The organism is Trebonia sp. (genome assembly GCF_049794275.1).
GTDB lineage: Bacteria > Actinomycetota > Actinomycetes > Streptosporangiales > Streptosporangiaceae > Trebonia.
The window spans coordinates 1-2460 of the sequence record NZ_JBARCR010000880.1 but is presented as its reverse complement, the minus strand read 5'-3'; the positions used below and the strand labels follow the sequence as shown (position 1 = coordinate 2460).

The 2460-nt window shown below is 71.0% G+C and carries 4 protein-coding genes and 1 pseudogene; all 5 read right to left on the bottom strand.

The window, feature by feature from the left end; genetic code table 11:
- The coding region (locus WA805_RS22700) for a beta-ketoacyl synthase N-terminal-like domain-containing protein (protein ID WP_425243352.1) at positions 1 to 264 on the bottom strand (264 nt) is incomplete at its 3' end.
- A gap of 54 nt (positions 265 to 318) precedes the next feature.
- Positions 319 to 558 (bottom strand): acyl carrier protein, encoded by a 240-nt coding sequence (locus tag WA805_RS22695; RefSeq protein WP_422273715.1) that lies wholly within the window; start codon positions 556 to 558, stop codon positions 319 to 321.
- Between the two features lie 43 nt (positions 559 to 601).
- Positions 602 to 1549 (bottom strand): beta-ketoacyl-ACP synthase III, encoded by a 948-nt coding sequence (locus WA805_RS22690; RefSeq protein ID WP_422273713.1) that lies wholly within the window; start codon positions 1547 to 1549, stop codon positions 602 to 604.
- The gene (locus tag WA805_RS22685; RefSeq protein WP_422273719.1) at positions 1546 to 1626 is read right to left on the bottom strand and encodes a biotin/lipoyl-binding protein; all 81 of its coding nucleotides are present in this window, start codon (positions 1624 to 1626) and stop codon (positions 1546 to 1548) included. Before WA805_RS22685 ends, WA805_RS22690 begins: the two co-directional genes overlap by 4 nt.
- Before the next feature lie 216 nt (positions 1627 to 1842).
- Positions 1843 to 2460, bottom strand: a pseudogene (locus WA805_RS22680) (ACP S-malonyltransferase); the annotation flags it as partial.

Here is a 2460-nt window from a genome sequence, read left to right as displayed (position 1 = left end):
CGCCCAGGCCTCGCGGGCCGCGACGAGCGCGAACTGCTCGCAGAGGTCCATCCGGCGTGCCTGCACCCGGCCGACGACCGCCACCGGGTCCGCCGCGGCGGGCGCCGCGATCTTCACCGGCAGCGTGTCCACCCAGGATTCGGTGAGTCGCCGCACCCCGCTGGTTCCGGCGAGCATCGCCGACCAGGTGGACGCGACATCACCGCCGAGCGGCGTGGTCGCGCCAAGCCCGGTGACGACGACGATGGCCTGATCGTTGCTCACAACAACCTCCGTGAAACGACTGGGTGACGACGAAACCCCTGCCGGGGAATGCCGTCAGGAGTTCTTGGATACGAAATTGACGACGTCCTGGACCGTCTTAAGGTCCTTGAGCTGCTCGTCAGGGATTTCGACGCCGAACTTGTCCTGCGCGGCGACGGCGATCTCGACCATGGACAGCGAGTCGATGTCGAGGTCGTCCACGAAGTTCTTCTCCGGGGTCACCTCGTCGGCCGGCACGCCGGCGATCTCGTCGATGATGTCCGCAAGCCCGGCCAGAATCTCCTGGTCAGTCACTGTTTTCTCCTTATTGTGTGGGGGTTTTTGGATGCGATGGCCGCTAGGGTACCGTGACCACCTGCGCGGCGTAGGACAGCCCGGCGCCGAACCCGAGCAGCAGCGCGGGCGTGCCCGGCTGGAGCCGCCCCTGCTCAGCCATCCGCGACAGCGCGAGCGGGATCGACGCCGACGAGGTGTTCCCCGCGTGCACGATGTCGTCGGCGACCCGCTCGCGCGGGATCCCCAGCCTCCTGGCGATCGCCTCGACGATCCGCAGGTTCGCCTGGTGCGGGACGAACGCCGTGATGTCAGCGGGCGTCACCCCGGCCCGCCGGCAGGCCTCGAGCGCCACCGGGGCCATCGCGGTGGTCGCCCACCGGAACACCGCCTGCCCGTCCTGCCGCATCGATCCGGTCCGCCCAGTGACCGTGATCTTGTTCCCCTGGTCACCGGCGCTGCCCCAGACGACCGGCCCGATCCCTGTCGGCTCGTCGCCGCCGGTCGGCCCGACCACGACGGCCCCGGCCCCGTCGGCGAAGATGATGCACGTCGACCGGTCGGTCCAGTCGACCCACGAGGTCATCTTCTCCGACCCGATCACCAGCACATTCCGCGCGCTGCCCGCCGCTATCGCGTTCGACGCCGTGTCCATCGCGTAGCAGAACCCGGCGCAGGCGGCGTTCAGGTCGAACGCCCCTGGCGCGACGATGCCCAGCCGGTGGGCGACGATAGCGGAGACGCTCGGCATTGGCACCAGCGGGCTGCACGTCGCCACGATCACCAGGTCGATGGCCGACGGCGCGAGGCCGCTCGCCGCCAGGGCCTTGGCCCCGGCCGCCTCGGCCATGTCGGTGACGGTCTCGTCGTCAGCGGCGACCCGGCGGCTCTCGATGCCGACCCGCGACCTGATCCACTCGTCGTTGGTGTCGACGAGCTTCGCCAGGTCGTCGTTGGTGACCACCTTGTCCGGCTGGTACCCGCCGAACGCCAGTATCTTCGCCCCAGTCACGGGTTCTCCTTCGGCTCGAGACGCACCAGCGGCTGCCCTTCGCTGACCGGGTCGCCGTCTTCGACTAGCCATTCCACGAGCACCGCGTCGAACTGAGCGGTCACCGGCCGCTCTCCGCCGCGCGCCACGACCCGGCCGAGCGCCGCGCCGGCTGAGACGATCTCGCCGGCTGAGGTCGCGGCCGCTGCTCCTTCCTCAGCTCCGGAACGGAACGTGCCGCCTCCGGGCGCCACCACGATCTTCCACTCGGCGGGGGACCCGACGGATGCCGCCTGGTACCCGTTCGTGGCCGTGGCGTGTGCCCCGACCAGCTCGCGGGCCGTCGCTAGCTGGTCGGGGGTCTTGAGGGCGAGCAGCTCCACGCCGGGCAGCGCGCGCTTGGCCAGGCCGGCCAGCGTGCCGCCGGGGATCAGCTCGATCATCGCCGTGACTCCGATGTCGGACATCGTCTCCATGCACTTGTCCCAGCGCACCGGGTTGGCGACCTGGTTGACGATCCGCTCCACCCAGTTCGCCCCCGACGTGACGACCGCGCCGTCGGCGTTGGACAGCAGCGTGATCGCCGGGTCCTTGACCATGGTCTGCGCCACGGCCCGCTCGAGCGCGTCGACAGCGGGGGCCATGTGCTTGGTGTGGAAGGCGCCCGCGACGCGCAGCGGCCGCAGCCGAGCGCCCGCCGGCGGGTTCGCGGCGAACTCCGCGAGCTGTTCGAGGGTGCCGCCCGCCACTATCTGCCCGGCGGCGTTGACGTTCGCCGGGGTGAGCCCGGCTTCCGCGATGGCGGCGAGCACGGCGGCCTCGTCGCCGCCGAGCACCGCGGTCATCCCCGTGGGCTCGTCGTTGCAAGCAGCCGCCATGGCCTCGCCGCGCACCCCGGTCAGCCGGATCGCGTCGGAGGCGCTGAGCACGCC